Raw genomic sequence first — 22,524 nt, forward strand, 5'->3', positions numbered from 1 at the left:
AGCAACACGCATACCAAACAGACGGACAAAGGGCCGACTCATACCCCGTGAATCAGACTGTTTTACCAACAAGCCGAGGCAGACAAGGCACGCCGTTGTCTTCCCTTCTTCCCGCCTGACCCTCAGGCCATCGCCCTGACCGACTCCAGCACCGCCAGCATGCGGGACGGCTGCACCGGCAACCCGACCTTCAGTTCACCGTCCAGCCGGGCCAGGGTACGGGGGTTGAGGTTGCCGCTCACCTCCGCCGGCAGCCGCTCGTCGCTCGGCCTGAGCGGCTCGGCCCGCATCGCCAGCAACAGCCGCAGGCTGTCCTGCTGCAAGCCGCCGGCCAGGGCGGACAACTGGGGCGCGCGGATGGCGTCGGCCTCCTCCGCATAGAGGGGGTCAGGGGCAGGCAAATCGAAATAGCGCCGCCAGTCCGGCAGCCCCCGCTCGTCCTCCGGCTCGTCCAGCCGGGGCAGATCCCGGGCATCCTCCGACAACAGCGCCAGCAACAGGCCAAAATCGCCACGACGGCCCTGGTGGACCGCCTGGTTTAGGCTGTCACCGAGCTGACTGTCATTGACGAGCAGGTTGGCGGAGATTTCTGGCAGCATAAAAAGTGCAAATATTAGGCATTTGAACTGTTATCGGCAGCAAATCCCTTTAATTTAGTAAATTAATTGCTTTCTAGGGGTTCACAAAGCGATTCTTTTTGGTAGTATGCGCCCCACAAACGCGGAGGGGTTCCCGAGCGGCCAAAGGGATCAGACTGTAAATCTGACGGCTCAGCCTTCGCTGGTTCGAATCCAGCCCCCTCCACCATATTCCCGCGCCGGCGCCAAGCGTCGGCGGACAAGTTGCAAGTTTACTCGTGGAGGGGTTCCCGAGTGGCCAAAGGGATCAGACTGTAAATCTGACGGCTCCGCCTTCACTGGTTCGAATCCAGTCCCCTCCACCATCCTTCAAGCCGGTGCATTGCACCGGCTTTTTTATTTTCCGCCTGCGTAGGTCCATATCAATGGCGCCCCCTGCTTTGGTCGACTGAAGTCGACCCTACAATCGCAGGAGCGCGCAGGCGATGGGGATTGGGCGATGATCCCCAGCCCCCGTTCACCGCCCGCAACCGCTTCCGGCCTATTCAGGCTTTTCCCGCAATGCCTTGTCCAGCAGCCGCTGCTGGTGCTCCGGCGACTGGGTGTGGCGCGCCAGCATGCGGTACATGGCGGGCACGATAAAGAGGGTGAGCAGGGTGGCCAGGGCCACGCCGGCGAACACCACTGTCCCCACCGCCTGCCGGCTTTCGGCGCCGGCGCCGCTGGCCAGGATCAAGGGAATGGAGCCCGCCACCGTGGTGAAGGCGGTCATCAGTATGGGCCGCAGCCGGCGCACCGCCGCTTCCACCAGCGCCTGCTGGAATTCCAGCCCCCTGTCCCGCAACTGGTTGGCAAACTCCACTATCAGGATGCCGTTCTTGGTCACCAGGCCGATCAGCATCACCAGGGCTATCTGGCTGTAGGCATTGAGGGTCATGCCCGCCAGGTACAGGCCGAGCAGGCCGCCCAACAGCCCCAGGGGCACCGTCAGCAGCACGATGAAGGGATGGATGAAGCTCTCGAACTGGGCCGCCAGGATCAGGAACACCACCACCAGCGCCAGCCCGAACACGAAGGCCACGTCGCCCTGGTTGTTCTTGTACTCCAGGGACTCGCCCTTGTAGTCGACGGTGGCGTTGTCCGGCAGGTGCTCCCGCACCAGTCCATCCAGATAGTCGAGGGCCTGGCCCAGGCTGTAGTTGCCCACCAGGTTGGCGCTCAGGGTGATCGCCTTCTTGCGGTTGTAGTGGTTGAGCGAAGGCGACGCCCCCTGCTCGTTCAGGCTCACCAGGTTGTCCAGCGAGACCAGGTCGCCGTTGGCGCTGCGCAGATAGATGGCGGCCAGATCATGCAGCTGGCGGAACGCCCTTTCCTCTCCCTTGAGGTAAACGTCGTATTCTTCTCCCTGACGGGAATAGGTGGTGATGGCCTGGCCGCCCAGCATGACGTTGAGGCTGTCGGCCACGTCGGTGACCGAAATGCCGAGCTTGGCCGCCCGCTGCTGATCCACTTCCACCAGCAGCTCGGGCTTGGTCTGGGCATAGTCCAGATCCAGGTCGCTCAGGCCCGGGTTGTCCCGCGCCAGCTCCCTGAGCTGCTCGGCCCAGGTGTAGAGTTCGTCGTAATCGGCGCCGCTCAGCACAAACTCCACCGGCGAGGTCGAGCCGCTGCGGATGGAGGACGGCAATATGGGGATCACCAGCACGTCGGCCACGTCCCGGGTCAGGCTGCGGATCCGGCTCACCAGCGCTTCCGCCGGCACCTCCCGCTTGTCCCAGGTTTCCAGGCTGGCGATCACCATGCCGCTGTTGACGCCGCCACCGAAGCCGGGGGTACGCACCGTCAGGCTGGTGGCCAGCCCTTCCTCCAGAAGAGGCGTCATGCGAGACTCTATCTCACCCATGGCCCGGCTCATGCGCTCGAAGCTGGCACCCTCGGCCCCCCGCACCATCACGAACACCACCCCCCTGTCCTCCCGCGGGGTCAGGCTCTGGGGAATTTCCCGGAACAGCAGGGCAATCAGCCCCAGCGCCGCCACCATCACCAGGGGCGCCCACCATACATGGCCCAGTTCGCTGCCGAGCAGGCGGCGGTAGCGCCCCTCCAGCCAGGCGAAACCGGCATCGAAGTGGCGTGCCAGCCAGCCGGACTGGCGGTGCGGTCGCAATATCTTGCTGCCCATCACCGGGGTCAGGGTCAGGGCCACCAGGGAGGAAAACCCTACCGCCGCCGCCAGCAGCACCGCGAATTCGGTGAAGATGCGGCCGATGATGCCGCCCATGAAGACGATGGGCAGAAACACCGAGATCAGGGTCAGGGTGGTGGCGATCACCGCAAAGCCGACCTCCCGGGTGCCGTGCCAGGCGGCGGCCAGGGGGGAGCGGCCCCGCTCCAGGTGGTGATAGATGTTCTCCAGCACCACTATGGCGTCGTCCACCACCAGGCCGATGGCCATGATCAGCGCCATCAGGGTGATGAGATTGACCGAAAAGCCCAGGGCATAGGCCAGGATGAAGGCGCTGATCAGCGACACCGGCACCGTCACCGCCGGGATCAGGGTTGCCCGCACCTGGCCCAGGAAGATGTAGATCACCAGCACCACCAGGGCCATGGTGATCGTCAGGGTCTTGTAGACTTCACCGATGGCGCTCTCGATAAACACCGAGCTGTCGTAGGTCCAGGTCAGTTCGGTGCCTTCCGGCAGGAAGGGCTGCTGGGCGATGACGGCCTGCTTCACCTCGTTGACCACGTCCAGGGTGTTGGCCTGGGTCTGCTTGACGATACCCAGCCCCACCACGTTCTGGCCGTTGGAGCGGAACAGGGTGTCCTCGGGTTTTTCCCCTTCCCACACCTGGGCCACGTCACGCAGGTAGACCCGCTCCCCGGTGCCGAGCCGGCGGATGGTCAGGGTTTCGAAGTTCACCGCCTGATCGTAGCCGCGCTGGATACGGGCGGCGAAATTCTGCTGGGCGTTCTCCAGGGTGCCGGCGGGCAGTTCCACGTTCTGGGCTCTCAGGGCGGCGGCGATATCGGCCACCGTCACCCCCCGCGCCGCCATGGCGGCGGGATCCAGGCGCACGTTCATCACCCGCTCTTTGCGTCCCCCCACCCATACCGAGCTGACCCCGTCGAGCAGGCTGAAGCGATCCGCCAGCACATTTTGGGCATAGTCCCCCAGATCCAGCGGCGACATGCCGGTGGATCTGAGGGTGACCCAGAGGATGACGTCGTTGCGGCCGGTGTCCTTGGTGACGATGGGCGCGTCGGCGTCGGACGGCAGCCGGCGCGAGGCCCGGGACACCGCCTCGCGCACGTCGCTGGCGGCGTTGTCCAGATCCCGGCTGGGATCGAATTCGATGGTGATACTGGAACGGCCGTCGGTGGTGCTGGAACTGATGAACTTGACCCCGCTGATGCCGGACAGCTCGTCCTCCAGCCGCTTGGTGACCTGGGTTTCCAGCACGCTGGCGCTGGTACCGCTGTAATCGGTGCGCACCGTCACCACCGGCGAGGTGGTGTCCGGCATTTCCCGCAGCGGCAGCTCCAGGAAGGAGATCAGCCCGAACACGCACAGCATCAGGCTGAGCACTATGGCCAATACCGGCCGGGCGATGGAAATGTCAGAGAGCTTCACCCTGGACCTCCACCTGCATGCCGTCGCGCACCTTGACGGTGCCTTCGCTGACCACCCGCTCCCCCGGGCTCAGCCCCTCGGTGATGGTCACCCAGTCGCCCAGGTTGCGGCCTGTGGCCACGCTGCGCCGGCTGGCCCGACCCTCGTCATCCACCACGAACACGTAGCGCTGGTTGCCCGTATAAAGCAGGCTCTGGGCCGGGATCACCGCCTGCACGCTGCTGTTCAGGGGCAGACGTACCCGCATCAGCATGCCCGGCACCAGCAGCCCCGAGGCGTTGTCGAACAGCAGCCGGACCTCGGCGTTGAGGGTGTCCGGATTGACGCTGGGGGCGATCACCGCCAGCTCGCCGATAAAGGCCTGCTCCCCATGGGCATCGGTGCGGGCGCTGAGCTGCTCCCCCACCTTCAGTTGGCGGAAATGGCGCTCGGGTACGGCCAGATCCAGCTTGAGGGTGGAAATGTCGAGCAACTCCGCCACCGGGGTGTTGGCGGCCAGCAACATGCCTGGCGCCACATCGGACAGGCCGATGATCCCGGCGAAGGGCGCGCGCAGGCTGAGGTAGTCGGCCTGCACCCGGGCCGCCTGCAGCTTGGCCTCGGCCATGGCCACCGCCGCCTGCTGGCCCTCGAGTTCGGTTTGGGTCACCGCCTTGCGGCTGAACAGGGTCTGGAAATTGCCGAGGATGCGGCGGGCGTCCATCAGGGCGGCTTCCGCCTCCTTTACCGCCGCCTGGGCCGCCCTGTCGTCCAGGCTGAGCAACAGCTGCCCCTGTTCGATACGCTGACCCGGCACGAAGTGCACCTCCGTTACCCGGGCGCTGACCTGGGGAGCAATCGCCACCTGCCGGTTGGCCTTGAGGGTGCCGATCAGTTCGAGCGCGGCCTCCACCGGCTGCTCGGTCACCCGCACAGTGGACACCACGGGGCCGCTCTGGGCCGACGCCGCCAGCGCACAGCCGAACAGACCGGCAAACAGCAGCCCCCTGTACTTGTTATTGTTCAACATTATTCCATTCCTAGTCTGATGCTGGCCCCAGTTTACCCGCTTCATCCGGCCTGACTATGTCAAGCGGCGGGAAAGATGTGACAAAGTGTGGCAACCCATAGCCCAAGACCCTGAACGCCCGTGAAAAATCCCACTACGCTTAGTAAAAGATCCGAGATACCGCCATGACCTTTGGTTGAGGAGACAGCATGAGCCAGGGCAAAATTCTGATCACCGGCGCGGCGCGGGGCCTGGGGCTGGGCATGACCCGCTATTTTCTGCGGCACGACTACCAGGTGCTGGGACTGGATATCGACAAGTATGCCCTGACCGAACTGGACGAGGCCCAGCTGCCGGGGCTGCAGCTGGTCCACCTGGATGTGGCCGACGAGCAGGCGGTACAGACCCTCAGCCGGCTGGTCGAACGCCAGTTCGGCCGGCTCAGCGGCATCATCAACAACGCCGCCGTCAGCCTGCCCTACCACGAATCCATCCGCCAGCTGTCCCTGGCCCACTGGCAGCGGGTACTGGCGGTCAACCTCACCGGCCCCATGCTGATCTGCAAGCATATGTCGGGCCTGCTCCGCCCCGGCTCGGCCATCATCAACATCGGCTCGACCCGGGCCCACCAGTCAGAGCCCGACAGCGAAGCCTACGCCGCCGCCAAGGGCGGCCTTATCGCCCTGACCCACGCCCTGGCCATCAGCCTGGGGCCGGAAGTCCGGGTCAACGCCATCAGCCCGGGCTGGATCGACGTCAGCCAGTTGCAGCCGGACCGGCAGGGCGCGGCGCCCAGCCCGGAGGATCACCGCCAACACCCGGCCGGGCGGGTGGGCGAGGCCGAAGACGTGGCCGCCCTCGCCCGTTTCCTGCTGTCCCCCGAAGCGGGCTTTATCACCGGCCAGGAATTCATCATCGACGGCGGCATGAGCAAACGGATGATCTATCCGGACGGGCCGGCTGCCGACTAGGCCGCTTTCTGCTAGCATGGTGCCCATTTTGAGCAACGGGCACCCTTATGAAAGTCATTTCCTTCAATATCAATGGCCTCAGGGCGCGCCTGCACCAGTTGCAGGCCCTGATCGACAAACACCAGCCGGACATCATCGGCCTGCAGGAAACCAAGGTGCACGACGACGCCTTTCCGCTGGCGGAGGTCGAGGCCATGGGTTACCACGTCCATTTCCACGGCCAGAAAGGCCATTATGGTGTGGCCCTGCTGAGCAAGGCCGAGCCGCTGGAGATCCGCAAGGGCTTTCCCGGCGACGGGGAAGACGCCCAGCGGCGGATGATCATGGGTCGCTTCGCCCGCCCCGACGGCAGCCCGCTCACCCTGCTCAACGGCTATTTCCCCCAGGGAGAAAACCGCAGCCATGAGACCAAGTTTCCGGCCAAGACCCGCTTCTATCAGGATCTACAGCACTACCTGAGCGAACAGCACCGGCCGGACGAAGCCCTGGTGGTGATGGGCGACATGAACATCTCCCACACGGATCTCGACATCGGTATCGGCGAGGCCAACCGCAAGCGCTGGCTGCGCGAAGGCAAGTGCTCCTTCCTGCCGGAAGAGCGGGAATGGATGGACCGGCTGCTGGGCTGGGGCCTGGTGGACACCTGGCGGCTGCAGCATCCGCAGGAAAGCCAGTGCTACTCCTGGTTCGACTACCGCAGCAGGGGCTTCGACGACAACCGCGGCCTGCGCATCGACCTGATCCTCGCCACCCGCCCCCTGGCGGCCCAACTGACCGACAGCGGTATCGACTATGAGCTGCGCGGGCTGGAGAAACCCTCGGATCACGCCCCCATCTGGGCCAGTTTCGGGGAATAAAGCGCAGGGATTTGGGGCAAGGGCCCCAAACCCCTAGAGCACCATATAGTTTAAAACTTAGGCGACTCTGATACACCTTTGGTCGAAGACATTGTTGATTCTGGCGAGGCAGAGACCGTCGGCCAAAGGGTGCTACTCCTCCGGCACGCCGTAAACCCATCCCTGGGGGCTCCGCCGCGCCCTCCCTGGCGCGGAGGGCCGGCGGAGCAGTACCCTTTGCCCTCCCTATCGCACCGCAGCCGCCTGCTGGCACTACCCTCAGACGGCGTCAGAGCTTGAAAAAGGCAACAGGGATAGCCTCCGCCGACCGTCACCTGCCAGGGATGGCAGGTGCGAGCGTACAGGGATGTATTTACAGCGTGTCGGCGGAGGTGGCCCTGTTGACTCTTCTCTACGTTGCAACAGACAACAAATAGCTGATTGATCGATTGTTACACTGGTCGGTGCTCTAGTCCCCAGTCACCGCCCTTACGCCGTTCTCGGCTTAAGATGGCGGAACCAGCGGTTCTCCAGCTTGCGGAAACCCCACACCAGCAGGAAGGTCAGGCACATGTAGACCAGGCCGGCCGCCAGGAAGGCTTCGAACGGCGAGTAGTAGCGGGAATTGACGATACGCGCCGCGCCGGTCAGATCCACTATGGTGATCACCCCCGCCACCGCTGAGCCGTGCAGCATGAAGATCACCTCGTTGCTGTAGGCGGGCAGGGCGCGGCGGAAGGAGTTGGGCAGAATGATCCGCCGCAGCGTGGTCATCCGGCTCATGCCGTAGGCATAGGCCGCCTCGATTTGTCCCTTGGGCATGGCGTTGATGGCGCCGCGGATGATCTCGGCGGTGTAGGCCCCGGTATTGAGGGTGAAGGCCAGGATGGCGCAGAACCAGGCCTGGCTGAACAGGCTCCAGGCCGCCGACTGCCGCAGCCAGTCCCACTGCCCCGCCCCGTAGTAGATCAGGAACAGCTGCACCAGCAGCGGGGTGCCACGGAAGAAGTAGATATAGGCCCAGGCCGGCCCCTTCAGCAGCCAGTTGTTGCTGTTGCGACAGATGCCGGTGGGAATGGCGATGATCAGCCCCAGCAGCAGGGACAGCGCCACCAGAAACAGGGTGGTATAAAGCCCCTGCCAGTAGACGTCCCATTCATTGGCGATGATTGAAAAGTCCATGGTTTACCTCGTCTGAATGGCGTAGTGGCGCTCGGCCCACTTGAGCATGGAGGTGGACAGGGTGGTGAACAGCAAAAAGATCACCGCCACCGCCATATAGAAGGTAAAGGGCAACTGGGTGGCCCCCGCCGCCAGCGACGCCTTGCGCACCATGTCGTCGAGACCGATGATCGACACCAGCGCCGTGGTCTTGAGCAGCACCAGCCAGTTGTTGCCCAGCCCCGGCAGGGCGTGGCGCATCATCTGCGGAAACAGGATGCGGCGAAACACCAGGGTCGGCCTCATGCCGTAGGCGCGGGCCGCTTCCAGCTCACCCTTGTCCACCGCCAGGATGGCGCCGCGGAAGGTTTCGGTCATGTAGGCCCCGAAGATAAAGCCGATGGTGACGATACCCGCCATAAAGGGGCTGATTTCCACATAGTCGGGCAGATAGCTGACCCACTGGTGATCGGGATTGCCGCCGCCGATCCACTCGTTCAGCTTCTGGTTGAGCGAATAAAGGGAGTTGTTGAGCAATACCTGACCGCCGAAGAAGATCAGCATCATCAGCACCAGATCCGGTATGCCCCGGATGACGGTGGTGTAGCCGGTGGCGAGCCAGCGGGCAGGCTTGAATGAAGAGAGTTTGGCCAGCGCCCCCAGCAACCCCAGGGTGACCGCCAGCAACAATGACAACAGGGCCACCTCTATGGTCACCCAGGCTCCTTCCAGAATGGAGCTTTCGTATCCTTTCAGATCCAGCATAACGACTTCCTATCATACCGGCCCCGAACCGGGGCCGGTAACCGCTGATTAACCGCCGTACACGTCGTATTCGAAGTACTTGCTGTTGATTTCCTGGTACTTGCCGTTTTCACGCAGTTCCAGGATCGCCTTGTTCAGCATCTCCTTCAGTTTCTGATCCTGCTTGCGCACGGCGATGCCGAAACCTTCGCCGAACCACTGCTCGTCGGTCACCGAGGGACCGACGAACTCGAAGGCATCACCGCCCTCCTTGTTGAGCAGGCCCTCCTCGATGGCGGTGGCATCCAGGAACACATAGTCGATGCGGCCGGCCTTCAGATCCAGGTAGGCCTCGTCGGCGGTACCGTAGCGCACCAGGGCGACATCCTTGCCGTAGTTGTCGGTCAGGTACTTGTCGTGGGTGGTGGCGATCTGCACCCCGATGCGCTTGCCGGCCAGGCCTTCCCGGCTCAGCTCCAGTTCGGCGCCCTTCCTGGCGGCGAACTTGTTGGGCACCAGGGCATACTTGCCGGTAAAGTCGACGGTGCGCTTGCGCTCCTCGGTAATGGACATGGCGGCGATGATGGCGTCGTACTTGCGCGCCAGCAGGGCGGGGATGATGCCGTCCCAATCCTGGGCCACCAGCTGGCACTGCACCTGCATCTGCTCGCACAGGGCATTGGCCATGTCTACGTCGAAGCCCTGCAGCTGGCCGCTTTCATCGGTCCAGGAAAAGGGAGGGTAGGCACCTTCGATACCGAAGCGTACGGTTTTCCAGTCCTGGGCCTGAACCGCGCCCGCGGCCAGTGCGGCCATCATGGCGCCTGCAACCAACAGTTTCTTCATAAGCCTTACTCCTTGTGTAACGTCCTTGGTATTGCTTGTGTATCAATAAGCCGAAGAGATGAATTGCTTGAATCGCTCGGAAGTCGGATTGGCGAAGACATGCTTGGGATCGCCCTGTTCTTCCACCCGCCCCTGGTGCAAAAACATCACCTTGTTGGACACGTCCCGGGCGAAGCTCATCTCGTGGGTCACCACCAGCATGGTCCGGCCTTCTTCCGCCAGCCCGCGCATCACCCCCAGCACCTCCCCTACCAGCTCCGGATCCAGTGCCGAGGTGGGTTCGTCGAACAACATCACCTCCGGATCCACCGCCAGCGCCCGGGCGATGGCCGCCCGCTGCTGCTGGCCGCCGGACAGGTGGCCGGGATAGTACTCCCTCCGCTCATAGAGCCCGACCCGCTGCAGCAGGGCCTCGGCCTTGTCGATGGCCTCTTTCTTCGGCACCTTGAGCACGTGCACCGGTACTTCGATGATGTTCTGAAGTATGGTCATATGAGACCATAAATTGAAACTCTGGAAGACCATGGCCAGCCGGGAGCGGATCCGCTCCACCTGGCGCATGCTCACCGGCTCGCGCTCGCCGGCCTTGTTGGTGCGCATCTCGATCAGCTCGCCGTGCACCCGTACTTCCCCCGCCGACGGGGTTTCGAGCAGGTTGATGCAGCGCAGGAAGGTGGACTTGCCGGATCCGGAGGAACCGATGATGGAGATGACGTCACCGTTGACGGCGCTTAAATCGATACCTTTGAGCACTTCCAGGGAGCCGTAATGCTTGTGCAGACCCGATACTTCGAGGGCAGGTTTACTCATCCGTTAGACCTTCATTCCCGATGCCGACAGGGCGGCATGTATTTCATCCATGGTTAACGACTTGTTAACCGCTACCGGAAAATTACCATCAGTTCCGACCAATAACAACATAATCACCTTCATAATGCCATACCGGTCGGTTTTTTATACAGCATTAACATCCTTTTGCAGTATAAAATTATTCAAAAATAGCGAATAAATCGTCAAGATCCGGACTGTTCCCCTCCGCGCTCCGATGATAAATGGCCGCTCCCAGGATAGTGCTATATCAACCGGCCCCCGCACGCAGACACGCCGTGAGATGTGACACTCGCCGCGGAAACAGCTCTCTGCCGGTGGTGATCAACCATTCGGAACAGTGATGTATACGCCGGATCAGGTCCCCACCCGTGCAGATTTATTCAAAATCTCCCCCGCCGCGACCGCCAGGGCGGAAAACCGCCACCAGCCCCGGATGCCCGCCACCGGGCGCAAATATTCGGCTTTTTTTTCCATATCGCCTCACGTATTCTGTCCCAAATCGAATATAGCGCTTAAAAACCCAGCTGCATCAATAAATTGGAAGATAAATTCTATGTACTCCGGCTTGCTTATCGTGTTGCTGCCCCTGGCCCTGGGCTACTGCATCCCCTGTCGCTCCCAGTCCATCGTCCACGTTATCAATGTGTCGGTGGCGCGCATGGTGTACCTGATCCTGTTCCTGATGGGCATCAGCCTGGCCTTCGTCGACAACCTGAGCAGCCACCTGGGCACCATTTTCACGCTCTGCCTGGTGTTCCTCGGCTGCATCACCCTGGCCAACCTGGCCGGATTATGGCTGCTCGATATCAAGCGGGGGCGGGTCAGCGGCGAGCGCGGCGCGCCCGCCATCAGCAAATGGGCCCTGCTGCTCGACTCCGCCAAGCTGTGCCTGGTGATCCTCGGTGGCGTGCTGCTCGGCCAGTTCCTGGATCCGGAATGGTTCGCGGTGGACAGCCTGAGCGAATGGGCGCTGATGCTGCTGTTGCTGCTGATCGGCGTCCAACTGCGCAACTCGGGCATGAAGCTGCGCCAGATAGTGCTCAATCCCTGGGGCCTGGCCATCGCCCTGGTGGTGATGGTGAGCTCCTGGGTGGGCGGGCTGGCCGGCGCCTGGCTGCTCGACCTGCCCCTAACCCAGGGCCTGGCCTTCGCCTCGGGCTACGGCTGGTACTCCCTCTCCGGCATCCTGATCAGCGATCAATTGGGGCCGGTGCTCGGCAGCGCCGCCTTTCTCAACGATCTGGCCCGGGAGCTGGTGGCCATCCTGATCATCCCGGCGCTGATGCGGCGCCATCCGTCCTGTGCCGTCGGCTACGGCGGCGCCACCGCCATGGACTTCACCCTGCCGGTGCTGCAGCGTTCCGGCGGCGTCGCCGTGGTGCCGGTGGCCATCGTTTCCGGCTTTATCCTGAGCCTGGCCGCGCCGGTGTTTATCCTGAGCTTCCTCTCCCTTTCCGCCTGATCCCGGGCTGTAATTTTTTTTCATATCGACGCCGCCGGCGGCCGCCCGGCCACGGCAGGCGTTTTTACAACCAATCAAAGCGTGACAAGGATCACCATCATTGTTCTTGAGCGGGAAGGTTATTGTCATAAATGTGACTTATATCACTCAGTTAAACGAAGCTGCATCAATAAAATTAGTGACTCAAATCACAAAAAGGCAACCGGCAAACTTCAATTTTGTTAAATGTTGCAAAATTACCAAGCGAAAGCGTGATCGATATCACCTTAAAAATGAATCGGCAGATTACAAAAAGAGAACCAGATCACGATAAATACCTCTCCGGCTCCCGTTTCCCGCAGAAGTGTTAGATTTCTCACGAGCTCAAACACTAGGCGTGGCTATCGCCTACCGACAACGGAACTGACATCGCACCAGGCGGGGTTAAAGTTATGCTATCCCAGAACAGCAAGATCAAAATTCAGAACTTCGGACGCTTCCTGTCCAACATGGTGATGCCCAACATCGGCGCCTTTATCGCCTGGGGCTTTATCACCGCCCTCTTCATCCCCACCGGCTGGTTGCCGAACGAAACCCTGGCAACCATGGTCGGCCCCATGATCACCTACCTGCTGCCGCTGCTGATCGGCTACACCGGCGGTAAGCTGGTGGGCGGCGACCGCGGCGCCGTGGTGGGCGCCATCACCACCATGGGGGTGATAGTGGGCACCGACATCCCCATGTTCATGGGCGCCATGATCGTCGGCCCCGCCGGCGGCTGGGCCATCAAGCACTTCGACAAGGCCATCGAGGGCAAGGTCAAGAGCGGCTTCGAGATGCTGGTCAACAACTTCTCCGCCGGCATCATCGGCATGCTCTGCGCCATCGTCGCCTACCTGCTGATCGGCCCCTTCGTCAAGCTGATGTCCACGGCCCTGGCCGCCGGCGTCGGCTTCCTGGTGGACGCCGGCCTGCTGCCGCTGACTTCCATCTTCGTGGAAGTGGCCAAGATCCTGTTCCTCAACAACGCCATCAACCACGGCATCTTCACCCCGCTCGGGGTGCAGCAGGCCAGTGAATTCGGCAAGTCCATCTTCTTCCTGATCGAGGCCAACCCGGGCCCGGGCATGGGCGTGCTGCTGGCCTACATGTTTTTCGGCCGCGGCAACGCCAAGCAGTCCGCCGCCGGCGCCTCCATCATCCACTTCTTCGGCGGCATCCACGAGATCTACTTCCCCTACGTGCTGATGAACCCGCGCCTGCTGCTGGCGGTCATCGCCGGCGGCATGACCGGGGTGTTCACCCTGACCCTGTTCAACGCCGGCCTGCAGGCTCCGGCCTCCCCCGGCTCCATCTTCGCGGTGATGCTGATGACCCCCAAGGGCGCCCATGCCGGGGTGGTGCTGGCGGTACTGGCCTCGATGGCGGTGTCCTTCACCATCGCCTCCCTGCTGCTGAAGACCCAGCGCCAGACCGAAAACGGCGACGAGCTGGAAGCCGCCGCCGCCAAGGTTCAGGCCATGAAGGCCGAGAGCAAGGGTGCCGGCGCGATCGCCGGCGTCACCAAGGATCCGGCCGCGGTGCGCAAGATCATCGTGGCCTGCGACGCGGGCATGGGCTCCAGCGCCATGGCCGCCAGCATGCTGGCCAAGAAGGTGGCGGCGGCGGGACTCGGCATCTCGGTCAGCAACCTGGCGATCAACAACCTGGACGACAGCGTCGACATCGTGCTCACCCACAAGGATCTGACCGACCGGGCCCGCCGCCATGCGCCCCAGGCCGAGCATATCTCGCTCAGCAACTTCCTCGACGGCTCCCTCTACGACAGCCTGGTCGCCCGGCTGAGCAAGGGTCGCGCCAAGGCCGAACCGGCCCCGGTCGCGGCTCCGGTTGCCGCCGACGGGACCGGCGCGGATGACAATGCCCCCTTCCGGCTGCGGGCGGAAAACATCCACCTGGGGCTGAGCGCCGCCAGCAAGGAAGACGCCATCCGCTTCGCCGGCGCACAACTGGTGCAAGGCGGCTACGTGGAGCCCTCCTACGTGGACGCCATGCTGGCCCGGGAGCAACTGACTTCCACCTACCTGGGCGAGTCCATCGCCGTACCCCACGGCACCAGCGACGCCAAGGACGCGGTGAAAAAGACCGGGGTCATCGTCTGCCAGTACCCGCAGGGGGTGAGGTTCGGTGACGACGAGGACGACATCGCCAGGCTGGTGATCGCCATCGCCGCCCGCAACAACGAGCACCTCGACGTGATCGCCGCCATCACCGGCGCCCTCGACGACGACGCCGTGATCGCCAAACTGACCACCACCGGCAATGTGGACGAGGTACTGAAGGCGCTCAATCCAGCCTGAGCCAGGGTACTGGCGATACCCAGAGGGCAAAGGGAGCGACTCCACCGACCGTGACATGCCAGGGACGGCATGTCCGAGCCCCCAGGGGGCGAGCTTGTCTCGCCGTGACGAGTCGTTTCAGCCTGACCGAACATCCAGTGAATGTTCGCAGCAGGCTGAAACGGCGAGTGTCATCTCTTGCGGCGTGTCGGTGGAGTCGGCCCTTTGCCCGAGTACGCCAAAACTAGTCAGCAACCCGAGGCCCTCGGGCCTCCCTTAAACAGGTGAACCCATGACAACCGCCATTCATTTCGGCGCCGGCAATATCGGCCGCGGCTTTATCGGCAAGCTGCTGGCCGACGCCGGCATCCACGTGACCTTCGCCGACGTCAATCCGCAACTGGTAGAGGCCCTGAGCAGCCGGCACAGCTACCCGGTGCACATCGTCGGCCAGGAGGTGCGCACCGACACCGTCACCGGCGTCGACGCCATCGACTCCCGCCGTCCCGAGCTGCTGGAGCTTATCGCCAACACCGACCTCATCACCACCGCCGTGGGCCCGACCGTGCTCACCCTGATCGCCAGGACCCTGGCCGAGGGCCTGCAACGGCGCTTCGAGCGCGGCAACACCGCCCCGCTCAACATCATCGCCTGCGAAAACCAGGTGCGCGGTACCACTTTCCTCAAGGGCGAAGTGCTCAAGCACCTGGATGCCCGCTACCTGCCCGAGCTGGAGCAGTTTGTCGGCTTTGTCGACTCGGCGGTGGACCGCATAGTGCCCCCCTCCACCGACCAGAGCGATCCCCTGGCGGTCACGGTGGAAACCTTCAGCGAATGGATAGTGGATCAGACCCAGTTCAGGGGCCCCGTTCCCGCCATTCCCGGCATGGAGCTTACCGACAACCTGATGGCCTTTGTCGAGCGCAAGCTGTTCACCCTCAACACCGGCCACATCATCACCGCCTACCTGGGCGCCTTGGCGGGCTATCGCACCATCGGCGAGGCCATTGCCGATCCGGCGATCCGGGCGCAAGTCAAGGCCGCCATGCAGGAAAGCGGCGCCGTGCTGATCCGCCGCTACGGCTTCGACCAAGCGCAGCACCAGGCCTACATCGAGAAGATCCTCGGCCGCTTCGCCAACCCCCACCTGGTGGACGAAATAGACCGGGTCGGCCGCCAGCCCATCCGCAAGCTGGGCCCCGAGGACCGGCTGATCAAACCCCTGCTCGGCACCCTGGAATATGGCATCGACAACGCAAATCTGTTAAAAGGCATTGCCGCCGCCTTCTGCTACCGCAACGACGACGATCCCCAGGCGGTGGAGCTGCAGCAGCGGCTGGCAACGGAGGGGCTGAAGACCGCCCTGGCCCACTACACCGGGCTGGACGCCGGCAGCGTCGTCGCCGAGCAGATAGAACAGAGGTACCTCGCGCTCAGCCACTGAGCCGGGGCGGATTGAGCAGTCGAAGAGTCAGAACATGATAAGCCGCGAGCAAGAAGCCGAGATTTTCGAACGCCTGCACCGCAGCCCCTCCGCCCGGGGCTTTGTGATCGCCATGGTCGAGGTGTTCGACGACATGCTCGATCAGTTGATCCAGAAGGTGTTTCGCAAGGACGACTACGCGGTCAAGTTCGCGGTCGAGCCCCTGCTCGGCACCATGGGGCCGCTGGCGGATCTGGCGGTGCGGCTCAAGCTTATCTACGGCCTCGGCATCATTTCCCAGCAGCTGTACCAGGACATCGACCGGCTGATCAAGCTCAGGGACTACCTCAACAGCCAGGGGCACGAATACCGCCTCGCCGACCCGGAAATCGCCGAGCCGCTCAAGGCGCTGCACATGGTGGCCGCCATGGAGGTGCAGCCCTTCACGGCGCCGCCCCCGGCCGGCGAGCTGGATCCCGGCCTGCTGCAGATGCAGCAGCAGCGACAGGAGCAGGTGATCCGCTCCGCCCTGGCGCTGGCGGTGGTCGCCGCCTGCGCCGACATGACCCAGGCCAACCCCCTGCTCGCCGGTTGAGCCGGCCAAAAATCCTCCCGTGATCCCCTCTTGCCCCTTGCACCTTTGCGCTCAATCAGTATTGTGAAAGAGGCTTTTGTTTACTCACTTTCCAAGAAAGGACACTCGATGATGAAAAAAGTAGGTTTGGTCGGCTGGCGTGGCATGGTCGGCTCCGTCTTGATGAGCCGCATGGTGGAAGAAGGCGATTTCGCCCGTATCGATCCGGTCTTCTTCACCACCTCCCAGGCCGGTCAGCCTGCCCCCGACTTCGGTAAAGACGCCGGCACCCTGCAGGACGCCTACGACATCGACGCCCTCAAGGCGCTGGACGTGGTGCTGACCTGCCAGGGCGGCGACTACACCAAGGAAGTCTATCCCAGGCTGCGCGCCGCCGGCTGGAACGGCTACTGGATCGACGCCGCCTCCGCCCTGCGCATGGACGACGACGCCATCATCGTGCTGGATCCGGTCAACGGCAAGCAGATCCAGCAGGCCCTGAGCAACGGCGTAAAAACCTTCGTCGGCGGCAACTGCACCGTCAGCCTGATGCTGATGGCCCTGGGTGGCCTGTTCGAGCAGGATCTGGTGGAGTGGGTGTCCGTGGCCACCTACCAGGCCGCGTCCGGCGGCGGCGCCCGCCATATGCGCGAGCTGGTGACCCAGATGGGCATGCTTCGCGACGAAGTGGCCGCCGAGCTGGCCGACCCGGGCTCCGCCATCCTGGAGCTTGAGCGCAAGATCACCGAAAAGACCCGCAGCGGCGATCTGCCGGTGGACAACTTCGGCGTGCCCCTGGCCGGCAGCCTGATCCCCTGGATCGACACCCAGCTCGAGAACGGCCAGAGCCGGGAAGAGTGGAAGGGCCAGGCCGAGACCAACAAGATACTGCAGACCGGCGCCGCCATTCCGGTAGACGGCCTGTGTGTGCGCATCGGCGCCCTGCGCTGCCACAGCCAGGCCTTCACCATCAAGCTGAAGCAGGACATCTCCATCCCCGAGATCGAGAAGCTGCTGGCCAGCCACAACGACTGGGTGAAGGTGATCCCCAACGATCGCCAGCTGTCGATGGAAGAGCTGACCCCGGCCGCCGTGACCGGCACCCTCACCGTGCCGGTGGGCCGCCTGCGCAAGCTGAACATGGGTCCCGAGTACCTGTCCGCCTTTACCGTGGGCGACCAGTTGCTGTGGGGCGCCGCCGAGCCCCTGCGCCGCATGCTGCACCTGCTGCCGTAAGCCAGCACTAACGCGCCGAGCTAACGCCCGCCCTTGGCGGGCGTTTTTATTTGGCCACCTCAATTTCCGCTCTGCGGTGCTCAGCTTTAGCCGTGCGGCAAACAACACCGGTTCCAAAAATCCGTCATGCCCGCGAAGGCGGGCATCCAGAAGCGGCCAGCACAGGTCTTGCTCCTGGCTGGGTTCGATGGACTCCCACCTGCACGGGAGTGACATGGCGCTGGATCTCGCGGCTGAAACCGCGACGACGGGGCGGTGGGGGGATAACCCCCAGCACCCGGTTGCTACGCTTTTCTCCTTCCCACTTGTTCAAATTATCACCTCGGGTTAGGATCGCCCCCTTTTTTGCCGATCATGCCCGAGGACACCATGAAAACCTTTATCCCCAGCAAAGATGCTGCCCTGGAAGACTCCATCGACTACTTCCAGCGCCAGCTCCAGTCCCTGGGGTTCAACATCGAAGAGGCCTCCTGGCTCAACCCGGTGCCCAACGTCTGGTCGGTACATATCCGCGACAAGGACTGCCCGCTGTGCTTCACCAACGGCAAGGGCGCCAGCCAGAAGGCGGCCCTGGCCTCGGCCCTGGGCGAATACTTCGAGCGGCTGGCCACCAACTACTTCTTCGCCGACTTCTACCTGGGCCGGGACATCGCCGAGGGCGACTTCGTGCACTACCCCAACGAGAAGTGGTTCCCCCTGCCGGCCAGCAACCAGCTGCCCGCCGGGCTGCTCGACGACTTTACCCGCGGTTTCTACGATCCGGAGCGGGCACTTACCGCCGACATGCTGATCGATCTGCAATCGGGCAACGCCGAGCGCGGCATCTGCGCCCTGCCCTTCGAGCGCCAGGGCGACAATGAAACCGTCTACATCCCGATGAACATCGTCGGCAACCTCTATGTGTCCAACGGCATGAGCGCCGGCAACACCAGGACCGAAGCCCGTACCCAGGGGCTGTCGGAGGTGTTCGAGCGCCATATCAAGAACCGCATCATCAGTGAGCGCATCAGCCTGCCGACCATCCCCGCCGAGGTGATGGCCCGCTACCCGCACATCCAGGAATCCATCGCGGCGCTGGAAGCGGAAGGCTTCCCCATCCACGCCTTCGACGCCTCGCTGGGCGGCCGCTATCCGGTGATCTGCGTGGTACTGTTCAACCCCGCCAACAGCACCTGCTTCGCCTCCTTCGGCGCCCATCCCCGCTTCCAGGTCGCGCTGGAGCGCACCGTCACCGAACTGCTGCAGGGCCGCAGCCTGAAGGATCTGGACGTGTTCGTGCCGCCTTCCTTCGACGACGACGAAGTGGCCGACCACCACAACCTGGAAACCCACTTTATCGACTCTTCCGGCCTGATCAGCTGGGATCTGTTCAAGGACCAGGCCGATTACGCCTTTGCCGACTGGGACTTCAGCGGCACGTCCGAGCAGGAATTCAACCACCTGATGGCGGTGTTCAACGAGCTGGAGCAGCCGGTGTACATCGCCGACTATGAACACCTGGGCGTGTACGCCTGTCGTATCCTGGTGCCCGGCATGTCCGACATCTACCCGGTGGAGGATCTGGAGCTGGCCAACAACAACATGGGGGCCCACCTGCGCGCCACCCTGCTGAGCCTGCCCAGCAGCGACGCCGACGGCGAGCAGCTGATGGGCCTGTACGAGCAGCTGGAAGAAGAAGGGCTGGACGACTTTACCCGGGTACGGGAGCTGATTGGCATCGCCCCCAACAAGGGCACCGCCTGGCACACCCTGCGGGTGGGCGAACTCAAGTGCATGCTGGCCCTGGCCGCCGGCGAGCTGGAAACCGCCCTGGACTACGCCGACTGGACCCTGAGCTTCAACGCCTCCGTCTTTACCGAAGAACGCCACCGCTACTACCGCTGCCTCAAGGCCTCCCTGGAGCTGCACCTGGACGAGCACCGCGAGCCGGCGCAATACCGGGCCGCCTTCGACAGCATGTTCGGCGCCGACACCGTGGCCCAGGCCTGGCAACAGGTAGCGGGCGAGGCCCGTTTCCACGGCCTGACCGCCGCCGACGAAAGCCTGGCGGACTTCGCCGCCCACCAGGCGCTGCTGGCCACCTACGAGAAGCTGCAAAAGGCCAAGCGCGCCGCCCAGTGGGGATAAGAAGCCGCTGATGATCAGTATGGCCGGCCCTTGGGCCGGCTCATCCCGATCACACAGGCGATCTTGTCATCAAGCAAAACCCCGGCATTGGCCGGGGTTTTGCTTTATATGGTGCTCTAGGCTCAGGCCGAACTCAGGACTGCTTGTCCTTGAGGATCTCCTTCAGCCCGGCGGCGTCGATGGCGCCGGGGATCAGGGTGCCGTCGGGGAACACCAGCGCCGGGGTGCCGTTCAGGCCCAGGCTGCGGAACAGGCTCAGGTTCTCGGTCAGCTTGTCGGCGATCTCCTTGCTGTCGGCCTTGGCCTGCAGCGCCTTGGCGTCCAGCCCCGCCTTGTCGGCGATGGTGGCCAGGGCCGCCGCCTGCACCCGCTGCTGGCTCATCAGCGCCTGGTGCAACTCCTCGTACTGCCGGGGCGCCTCCCGGGCGGCGGCCAGGGCCAGGCGGGCGGCCTGCACCGAATCCGGCCCCAGGATGCCGATGTCCTTGACGATCACCTTGAGTTCCGGCTCCGTCTTCAGCACCTCCAGCAGGCTCTGGTTGAGGCGGCGGCAGTAGGGACAGTTGTAGTCGGTGAAATACACCATTTCTATCTTGCCCCTAGGGTTGCCCATGATGCCGTCGGTCTTGTTGGCAAACAGCAGTTCGGACTGCTCCTTCAACTGCTGCTCGAACTGCTGCTGCTGAGCCAGCTTGTCGTTCTCTTCCAGCTTGATGATGGCCTCGCGCAGTATCTCCGGCCGCTCCAGCAGGGTCTCGCGCACCAGCTCCTTGAATTCCTCCCGGCTCATCTCGGCCTGGGCGGCGGGCAACAGGCCCAGGGCCAGCACCGGCACCAGGGTTTTCAGCAATGTCTGTTTCATCACGTTCTCGCTTCGGTTTGGGTCAGGGCAGCCTAACAGACCGGCTCGGCCACCAACAGTGCTCGGCACTACTTGTTGTTCAGGTAGTCCCGGTCATAAAAGGTACAGACCCACTGGGGCCGGAACACCACCAGCAGGGTAATGGCCATGCCGTTGAGCAGCGCCTCGGGAAACAGCAGCAGCGGCAAGATGGCCACATAGTTGTCCAGCACCGTCGGCCAGGGATACTGGCCGGACCACACCATAAAGCCGGCCAGGGCCAGGGTCTTGACGGCGATGGTCAGGGCGGCATTGAAGAAACCGGCCACAAAGATATACACGAACAGGTGCCGGTAGAGGTAACTATAGGTCAGCAGGAACACGAAATAGCTGACGCCAAGCGGCAATATCACCCCCAGCAGCAGGTTGACGCCGAACTCATCCCAGGATTCGACGCCAAAAAAGGTCACCAGCAACAGGCTGAGCAGGGCCATCAGTTGGCTCAGCCGCCAGCCCAGCACCAGGGCCAGGGTGGTCAGGCCGAGAAAGTGCACCTCCAGCCCCTCCTTGACACCGGCCTGCAGCCACCACAGGGGCACCAGGGCGATGGCCGCCCCGAAACACAGGTGCTGCCGTGGCTTGTCCGCCAGCCATGCCCGCCAGTCCACGCCCCGGGCGGCGATCGCCAGCACCACCAAACTCAGCAAAATCAATGTCGGCTCCTTGTGATTATCCTGGTACCAAGCCTGTGGCCGGGCCCGATCATACTACAGGGGGCCGGATAACGGCATGGGGCCGCCACCGCCCAGCCTTCTGAAAAATCAGAACAGTATCCGCAAAAATTCTGAAAACCCGGAATACCCTCTTAAAGGCTCTCATTTAAATCAACAACTTACCACATAAAACACCCTGTTAACCATTGGCATCAAAACTGCAACCTTATTGCTGCACACCCATAACCAAGGAAGCTAACCAATGAAGGTCATCAAACACTGTCTGCTCGGCGCCACCCTGGCCCTCTCCGTTACCGCCACCCAGGCCAACGAGTTCATCAACGTGCTCACCGGCGGTACCAGCGGCGTCTACTACCCGCTCGGCGTGGCCATTTCCCAGCTCTACGGCGAACACATCCCCAACGCCCGCGTGCAGGTGCAGGCGACCCGCGCTTCGGTGGAAAACCTGACCCTGCTGGATCGCGGGCGGGGCGAGATCGGCTTCGCCCTGGCCGACAGCGTGGCCGACGCCTGGAACGGGGTGGAGGAAGCCGGCTTCCAGGCGCCGCTGAAAAAACTGCGTGCCGTGGGCTCCACCTATTCCAACTATATCCAGATCGTGGCCCGGGCCGACAGCGGCATCACCAGCCTGGAAGATCTCAAGGGCAAGCGCATTTCGGTCGGCGCCCCCCGCTCCGGTACCGAACTCAATGCCCGCGCCATCTTCAAGGCCGCCGGCCTCGGCTACGAGGATTTCTCCCGTACCGAATACCTGCCCTTCGGCGAGTCGGTGGAGCTGATGAAAAACCGCCAGCTGGACGCCACCCTGCAGTCCGCCGGCCTCGGCATGGCCGCCTTCCGGGATCTGGCCTCCCACGCCCCGGTGGTGTTCATCCCCATTCCCGAGGAGGTGGTCGCCCGCATCGGCAATGACGCCTACCGCACCGGGGTGATCCCCGCCGGCACCTACACCGGCCAGGACGCGGACGTGCCCACCGTCAGCATCAGCAACCTGCTGGTCACCCACGAGAAGGTCTCCGACGACACCGCCTACCAGATGGCCAAGCAGGTCTATGAGAACCTGCCCGCCCTGGGCAACGCCCACAGCGCCGCCCACGGCATCGATCCCGAGCTGGCGGTGGAAGGGCTGCCGCTGCCGCTGCACCCGGGCGCTGAGCGCTACTTCAAGGAAAAGGGCCTGCTGAACTGAGCCCTGGGGGGAGCGGCTCCCCCCACCCCCT

The 22,524-nt window shown here is 63.3% G+C and carries 18 protein-coding genes and 2 tRNA genes; 11 read left to right on the top strand and 9 right to left on the bottom strand.

The features are described 5' to 3' along the window. Positions 1–122: 122 nt before the first annotated feature. The gene (locus AN401_RS14095; RefSeq protein WP_094038347.1) at positions 123–599 is read right to left on the bottom strand and encodes a VC2046/SO_2500 family protein; all 477 of its coding nucleotides are present in this window, start codon (positions 597–599) and stop codon (positions 123–125) included. A gap of 123 nt (positions 600–722) precedes the next feature. Between AN401_RS14095 and AN401_RS14100 the strand changes: the two genes are divergently transcribed. After that, a tRNA-Tyr gene (locus AN401_RS14100) sits at positions 723–807 on the top strand. A 51-nt stretch (positions 808–858) separates the two neighbouring features. Beyond that, positions 859–943, top strand: a tRNA-Tyr gene (locus AN401_RS14105). A 176-nt stretch (positions 944–1,119) separates the two neighbouring features. Here AN401_RS14105 and AN401_RS14110 read toward each other — a convergent pair. Together AN401_RS14110 and AN401_RS14115 are read right to left on the bottom strand one after the other, a co-directional pair. Further along, positions 1,120–4,212, bottom strand: coding sequence for an efflux RND transporter permease subunit (locus AN401_RS14110; protein WP_096779707.1), 3,093 nt, complete (start codon positions 4,210–4,212; stop codon positions 1,120–1,122). After that, entirely contained in the window at positions 4,199–5,221 is a 1,023-nt protein-coding gene (locus tag AN401_RS14115; protein WP_096779708.1) for an efflux RND transporter periplasmic adaptor subunit, read from the bottom strand. Before AN401_RS14115 ends, AN401_RS14110 begins: the two co-directional genes overlap by 14 nt. Positions 5,222–5,409: 188 nt before the next feature. Between AN401_RS14115 and AN401_RS14120 the strand changes: the two genes are divergently transcribed. Together AN401_RS14120 and xthA are read left to right on the top strand one after the other, a co-directional pair. Then, on the top strand, positions 5,410–6,171 hold the full coding sequence (locus AN401_RS14120) for an SDR family oxidoreductase (protein ID WP_094038350.1): 762 nt from the start codon (positions 5,410–5,412) through the stop codon (positions 6,169–6,171). 47 nt (positions 6,172–6,218) lie between these two features. After that, positions 6,219–7,028, top strand: a complete 810-nt coding sequence (xthA, locus tag AN401_RS14125; protein ID WP_096779709.1) for an exodeoxyribonuclease III — start codon at positions 6,219–6,221, stop codon at positions 7,026–7,028. Positions 7,029–7,496: 468 nt separating this feature from the next. On the opposite strand, the gene AN401_RS14130 is transcribed toward xthA, so the two are convergent. Genes AN401_RS14130 through AN401_RS14145 form a run of 4 tightly spaced genes read right to left on the bottom strand, consistent with a single transcriptional unit; the run spans position 7,497 to position 10,568 of the window. Continuing rightward, complete coding sequence (locus AN401_RS14130) at positions 7,497–8,189, bottom strand: ABC transporter permease (RefSeq protein WP_094038352.1); 693 nt, start codon at positions 8,187–8,189, stop codon at positions 7,497–7,499. 3 nt (positions 8,190–8,192) lie between these two features. After that, a complete protein-coding gene (locus tag AN401_RS14135; RefSeq protein WP_094038353.1) occupies positions 8,193–8,933 on the bottom strand; it encodes an ABC transporter permease in 741 nt (246 codons plus the stop codon). 48 nt (positions 8,934–8,981) lie between these two features. Beyond that, entirely contained in the window at positions 8,982–9,758 is a 777-nt protein-coding gene (locus AN401_RS14140; protein ID WP_094038354.1) for an ABC transporter substrate-binding protein, read from the bottom strand. 42 nt (positions 9,759–9,800) lie between these two features. Then, positions 9,801–10,568: an ABC transporter ATP-binding protein gene (locus tag AN401_RS14145; protein WP_094038355.1), complete on the bottom strand. Its 768-nt coding sequence runs from the start codon at positions 10,566–10,568 to the stop codon at positions 9,801–9,803. Between the two features lie 574 nt (positions 10,569–11,142). Between AN401_RS14145 and AN401_RS14150 the strand changes: the two genes are divergently transcribed. The 6 genes from AN401_RS14150 (at position 11,143) to ycaO (ending at position 19,729) form a co-directional block, all read left to right on the top strand. Beyond that, the gene (locus AN401_RS14150) at positions 11,143–12,051 is read left to right on the top strand and encodes a lysine exporter LysO family protein (RefSeq protein WP_094038356.1); all 909 of its coding nucleotides are present in this window, start codon (positions 11,143–11,145) and stop codon (positions 12,049–12,051) included. 431 nt (positions 12,052–12,482) lie between these two features. Then, positions 12,483–14,390 (top strand): PTS mannitol transporter subunit IICBA, encoded by a 1,908-nt coding sequence (locus AN401_RS14155; protein ID WP_096779710.1) that lies wholly within the window; start codon positions 12,483–12,485, stop codon positions 14,388–14,390. A 271-nt stretch (positions 14,391–14,661) separates the two neighbouring features. After that, positions 14,662–15,813 (top strand): mannitol-1-phosphate 5-dehydrogenase, encoded by a 1,152-nt coding sequence (locus AN401_RS14160; protein WP_096779711.1) that lies wholly within the window; start codon positions 14,662–14,664, stop codon positions 15,811–15,813. A 34-nt stretch (positions 15,814–15,847) separates the two neighbouring features. After that, positions 15,848–16,387, top strand: coding sequence for an MltR family transcriptional regulator (locus tag AN401_RS14165; RefSeq protein ID WP_096779712.1), 540 nt, complete (start codon positions 15,848–15,850; stop codon positions 16,385–16,387). A 111-nt stretch (positions 16,388–16,498) separates the two neighbouring features. Continuing rightward, a complete protein-coding gene (asd, locus tag AN401_RS14170) occupies positions 16,499–17,602 on the top strand; it encodes an aspartate-semialdehyde dehydrogenase (protein ID WP_096780380.1) in 1,104 nt (367 codons plus the stop codon). Between the two features lie 369 nt (positions 17,603–17,971). Further along, positions 17,972–19,729 carry a 30S ribosomal protein S12 methylthiotransferase accessory factor YcaO gene (gene ycaO / locus AN401_RS14175; RefSeq protein WP_094038376.1) on the top strand — a complete coding sequence of 586 codons (1,758 nt, stop codon included), beginning with the start codon at positions 17,972–17,974 and terminating at the stop codon, positions 19,727–19,729. 133 nt (positions 19,730–19,862) lie between these two features. Here the strand turns inward: ycaO and AN401_RS14180 are convergent, their stop codons facing one another. Beyond that, positions 19,863–20,591, bottom strand: coding sequence for a DsbA family protein (locus tag AN401_RS14180; protein ID WP_094038360.1), 729 nt, complete (start codon positions 20,589–20,591; stop codon positions 19,863–19,865). Between the two features lie 68 nt (positions 20,592–20,659). Next, complete coding sequence (locus AN401_RS14185; protein WP_094038361.1) at positions 20,660–21,283, bottom strand: energy-coupling factor ABC transporter permease; 624 nt, start codon at positions 21,281–21,283, stop codon at positions 20,660–20,662. A gap of 262 nt (positions 21,284–21,545) precedes the next feature. Between AN401_RS14185 and AN401_RS14190 the strand changes: the two genes are divergently transcribed. Beyond that, a complete protein-coding gene (locus AN401_RS14190) occupies positions 21,546–22,493 on the top strand; it encodes a TAXI family TRAP transporter solute-binding subunit (protein WP_094038362.1) in 948 nt (315 codons plus the stop codon). The last annotated feature ends 31 nt before the right edge of the window (positions 22,494–22,524 follow it).

This window comes from Zobellella denitrificans (genome assembly GCF_002407485.1).
In the GTDB taxonomy this organism is placed as follows: Bacteria; Pseudomonadota; Gammaproteobacteria; order Enterobacterales; family Aeromonadaceae; genus Oceanimonas; species Oceanimonas denitrificans.

What these genes read in the sequence shown, in the direction of transcription:
- xthA (WP_096779709.1), top strand. Translation starts at nt 6,219, where the DNA reads ATGAAAGTCATTTCCTTCAATATCAATGGCCTCAGGGCGCGCCTGCAC.
- asd (WP_096780380.1), top strand. Translation starts at nt 16,499, where the DNA reads ATGAAAAAAGTAGGTTTGGTCGGCTGGCGTGGCATGGTCGGCTCCGTC.
- AN401_RS14150 (WP_094038356.1), top strand. Translation starts at nt 11,143, where the DNA reads ATGTACTCCGGCTTGCTTATCGTGTTGCTGCCCCTGGCCCTGGGCTAC.
- AN401_RS14155 (WP_096779710.1), top strand. Translation starts at nt 12,483, where the DNA reads ATGCTATCCCAGAACAGCAAGATCAAAATTCAGAACTTCGGACGCTTC.
- AN401_RS14130 (WP_094038352.1), bottom strand. Translation starts at nt 8,189, where the DNA reads ATGGACTTTTCAATCATCGCCAATGAATGGGACGTCTACTGGCAGGGG.
- AN401_RS14190 (WP_094038362.1), top strand. Translation starts at nt 21,546, where the DNA reads ATGAAGGTCATCAAACACTGTCTGCTCGGCGCCACCCTGGCCCTCTCC.
- AN401_RS14120 (WP_094038350.1), top strand. Translation starts at nt 5,410, where the DNA reads ATGAGCCAGGGCAAAATTCTGATCACCGGCGCGGCGCGGGGCCTGGGG.
- ycaO (WP_094038376.1), top strand. Translation starts at nt 17,972, where the DNA reads ATGAAAACCTTTATCCCCAGCAAAGATGCTGCCCTGGAAGACTCCATC.
- AN401_RS14115 (WP_096779708.1), bottom strand. Translation starts at nt 5,221, where the DNA reads ATGTTGAACAATAACAAGTACAGGGGGCTGCTGTTTGCCGGTCTGTTC.
- AN401_RS14160 (WP_096779711.1), top strand. Translation starts at nt 14,662, where the DNA reads ATGACAACCGCCATTCATTTCGGCGCCGGCAATATCGGCCGCGGCTTT.
- AN401_RS14165 (WP_096779712.1), top strand. Translation starts at nt 15,848, where the DNA reads ATGATAAGCCGCGAGCAAGAAGCCGAGATTTTCGAACGCCTGCACCGC.
- AN401_RS14180 (WP_094038360.1), bottom strand. Translation starts at nt 20,591, where the DNA reads ATGAAACAGACATTGCTGAAAACCCTGGTGCCGGTGCTGGCCCTGGGC.
- AN401_RS14135 (WP_094038353.1), bottom strand. Translation starts at nt 8,933, where the DNA reads ATGCTGGATCTGAAAGGATACGAAAGCTCCATTCTGGAAGGAGCCTGG.
- AN401_RS14145 (WP_094038355.1), bottom strand. Translation starts at nt 10,568, where the DNA reads ATGAGTAAACCTGCCCTCGAAGTATCGGGTCTGCACAAGCATTACGGC.
- AN401_RS14095 (WP_094038347.1), bottom strand. Translation starts at nt 599, where the DNA reads ATGCTGCCAGAAATCTCCGCCAACCTGCTCGTCAATGACAGTCAGCTC.
- AN401_RS14140 (WP_094038354.1), bottom strand. Translation starts at nt 9,758, where the DNA reads ATGAAGAAACTGTTGGTTGCAGGCGCCATGATGGCCGCACTGGCCGCG.